Source organism: Allocoleopsis sp. (assembly GCF_036703385.1).
GTDB lineage: Bacteria > Cyanobacteriota > Cyanobacteriia > Cyanobacteriales > Coleofasciculaceae > Allocoleopsis.
The window spans coordinates 1-3,043 of record NZ_DATNPA010000075.1 but is presented as its reverse complement, the minus strand read 5'-3'; the positions used below and the strand labels follow the sequence as shown (position 1 = coordinate 3,043).

The 3,043-nt window shown below is 43.0% G+C and carries 2 protein-coding genes; both read right to left on the bottom strand.

What is annotated here, in order from left to right; translation table 11 throughout:
- A partial coding sequence (locus V6C93_RS03955) for an AAA-like domain-containing protein (RefSeq protein ID WP_333475346.1) occupies positions 1-1,760 on the bottom strand: 1,760 nt, incomplete at its 3' end.
- 82 nt (positions 1,761-1,842) lie between these two features.
- Positions 1,843-3,043: AAA-like domain-containing protein (locus tag V6C93_RS03950; protein WP_333475345.1), on the bottom strand; the 1,201-nt coding region annotated here is incomplete at its 5' end.

Genomic DNA, 3,043 nt, shown 5'->3' with positions numbered 1-3,043 from the left:
CCTTTCAGGCGATTTTGCAAAATCATTAGCGTATTGTCAATGCCTTCATGAATGTCTACCATCTTCATTTCGGCTTCGTCGAGCCGTGAGAAGCTCCGCAGGGAGTGAACAATCTCGCGTATGCGCTCAGCACCCATCTTCATTGATTCCAGGATTTTTGGCAAATCTTCAATCAAAAATTCCAGCTCAATTGCCTCAGCTTCCTCTTGAATTTCTGGTACTGGTTGCGGATAGTGTTTGGCGTATAGTTTTAAGAGGTTTAACAACTCATTGGCGTATTGATTGGCATAGGTCAGATTGCCATAAATAAAGTTGACTGGATTGTTAATTTCGTGGGCGACGCCAGCAACTAACTGTCCTAAGCTGGACATTTTTTCAGTTTGAATCAATTGAGACTGAGTCCGTCGCAGCTCTCGTAAGGCTTGTTCTAGTTCTTGGTTCTGTTGTTTTTGCCATGTTAACAGGGCTTCAGATTGCCGCAACGCTTCTTTTTCGCTGGCTGCTAGGAACTGATAATCCTCAACACTCAAGCTTTTATCTGCTGCCCATGCCTGAGCATCCCGCAATACTTGCCCCTGTAATAACCACGATTGATCTTGATAATCCGAAGCTATCCAAGCAGCAATTGCCTCAGCATAAGGGCGCAAATTTGTTAATATCTGATCAACCCAATTCCGATTAAAAACTGCGTGATAAATGGGGTTATAAACTCTTAAGTTGCTATCTTGCTTAACTACCAACCCTGACAGTTGCAATTTCACTTGTTCAGAACTGTGAGCAGCTGGTACTTCTACCTGTTGCAAAATTTTCTGATATAGTCCCAGCAGCCGGCTAGTATCTTGATCATTGCACAGAAGACGATCGCGTATTGTCCTCAGATGCTCTGGATTATCTTGAGATTCCCAGTTTTCGATAATGTGCGATCGCACCACCTGTCCCACCCTCTTGGCTTCCTCCCCAATTGGAATAGAAGACTTAGAAGTAGAAACAAGTTGGCAAAGCTTTTGGCTGAGAAATGGCTGTCCCCCCGTCCAGTCTAACACCTCTTTTAACACTGCCTGCGAGTCGCTGGCTTTACCTGTTAATCCCACAGCTAACGGCAGAGCTTCATTAAATTCAAAACCACATACTTCAACAGCTAGCCCAATATTAAACGGTGTACGATTTTTATCTTGAATAAAATCAGAAGGTGTAGCAACTCCCAGTAAACAAAATGTGAGACGTTTGTAATCTGGATTATCGACACGTTGATTGTAGCAAGCCCGAATCAAAGCAAAAAAATCGTCAGTCGAGAAATTTAAGCTAAGTACACTGTCAACTTCATCAATAAAAATGACAATATTTTGACGAATCTCTGCCAGCAGCACATCCTCAAAAAACTCGCTTAAACTCTGTACGGGTGACAACAATTCCCGCTCTTTCCACCAAGTCCTGCGGTTAATCTTTCCCGATAACTCAAACTTCCTCACTAAATCGTAGAACACGCCCATGTACCAACCTGCCGGAGTTACATTTTGGCTACCGATAGTAGTCAAGTCGATCGCAGCACAGCTTATCCCTTCAGCTTCCAGCCTTTGCATGGTTCGGACTCGCAAGCTAGACTTCCCCATCTGGCGCGAGTTGAGGACATAGCAAAACTCCCCAGCCTTCAACCCTTCATAAAGGTCTTGGTCTGCCTGACGCACGACATAAGTAGGAGCATCAGCCGCTAAACTTCCACCAACTTGATAGTGATAAATCGCATTTTGTGTTGTGTTCATAGATGTCTCTGAAAGATAAATTGCTCATTATGACAATTTCAGGTATTTATTAGACCCCTTTCTTAAGGGGGATTGGGGGGATCTACAAGTGATCGCAAAAATATCGAGCATACAAATTGAAGCGAGGCTCGACATCATTACCATGTACCTGAACTAACCCCAAACTTTGTAACTTAAATGTTTGCATGGGATCTAATTGCACTGGTGTCGTTGCCTTAACCACCTTTTTCATCGTCATAGCGAGTTCTGGATGCTGTTGTAAATTCCACAAATGTCCCCGCAGATGGTCGCTATAAATTCCAGCTTCTGTATAGGCTGTTGTCAACAGGTGTTCAAAAGTAATTTCTTGACAAGTCAAGTGATAGATTGCTCTGTGTACTAAATAAGGATGCCCTCCCACTAAATCCATTAGCTGCATAACTTGGGAACTATCCCAATCCAGTCTCTGCCGTCTTGCTAAATCCTGCACTTGCTCAGGTGTCAACTCTGGCAACTCGATTGGTACCCCAACATTAAATGGGGAACGATTAATATTCAATGGGATATAAACTTCTGTCGAATGAGCTACAACTAACCGAAGCTTTTTCCAGATAGTGCGACTCTTCGCTTCTTCATGCCAAGCTCGCAATAAACCTAAAAAGTCACCAGCAATATGGCCATAGGGAAAAATTCGATCTACATCATCTAAGGCTAAGACAAAAGAACAGTCTAATTGAGTTAGTAAATACTCCTCAAAGTACATGGTACAGTTATAGTTACTACCCAAACCTTCTTCCCAATAATCAGCAAGTTGAGGAGGAAGTTTGAGCTGCCGAGAAATAACTACGCAAAACCAGCGCAAGAATTCATCTAGGCTTTTCAAAACTGCCTCATCTGCTAGCAGCAGGCTTAAGCGTACTGTTCGATAGTTTTCCTTCGCTGCCTGCTGAAGAATCCTGTCTATCAGCAAAGTTTTACCCATGCGCTTGGGGGCTTTAATTCGGAGCAGGGAACCAGGCTGAAAAATTGTCTCATAGCAGCGAGCTTCGATGGGAGGCCGCTCCACATAATTCGAGGCTTCTGTCTGCTCTTGATAAATATCATCGCTAGCCTCAAAAGACTCCACATCCAAAGCGAGAAATGAGTTCTTACTACCTTGAGAATCAAAATCAGCTATTTTTTGCAAATCTAGACCTAATCTCTGGCAAAGTTCATAAAAATTTAGATAATCAACGGCTCTACCATTAAGAAAGCCCCAGACAGTGGATCTAGATAGTTGTAAATCCTTAGCTAGGTCTATTTGC